The following is a 453-nucleotide window of genomic DNA, read 5'->3' on the forward strand; positions in this document are numbered from 1 at the left end:
TCATGAACTTGCCGGATGATTGGAACACCGACCAGGTTGTATTTGATTCACGAGTCCACATGCTGATGCCTGGTTGGTACCCTGCTATCCCAGGTTATCACCATGATGATGTACCACGCCCGGATATTCCGGTTGGTCAACATTTTATTACTGCAGGACAACCTGACTATGACAATCCTCGCTATTTGTCTGAACATATTCTTGGTCTTGTTAACGCTGATGTGTGTCCTACTCATTTTGCAACAGGAACTGCAGAGTTCAGGCAGATTCCTGATGGCGAACTTATCTATCGCCAGTGGCACAAAGAAGTCCTCGAAAAAATTGAAAAAGGTGAACTAGAGAAATGGGAAGCTCCAGATCGTACTCTTCTTCAGTTTGATTGGCAAACATGGCACACTGGTTCTCGTGCAATTAGTAATGGATGGCGTTGGTTCGGACGTGTATCTCGTAATA

At 45.0% G+C, this 453-nt stretch carries 1 protein-coding gene; it reads left to right on the top strand.

The window, feature by feature from the left end:
• Positions 1–59: 59 nt before the first annotated feature.
• A partial coding sequence (locus tag Y882_RS19770) for a hypothetical protein (RefSeq protein WP_211259248.1) occupies positions 60–453 on the top strand: 394 nt, incomplete at its 3' end.

The organism is Dyella japonica DSM 16301 (assembly GCF_001010355.1).
Lineage (GTDB): Bacteria > Pseudomonadota > Gammaproteobacteria > Xanthomonadales > Rhodanobacteraceae > Dyella > Dyella japonica.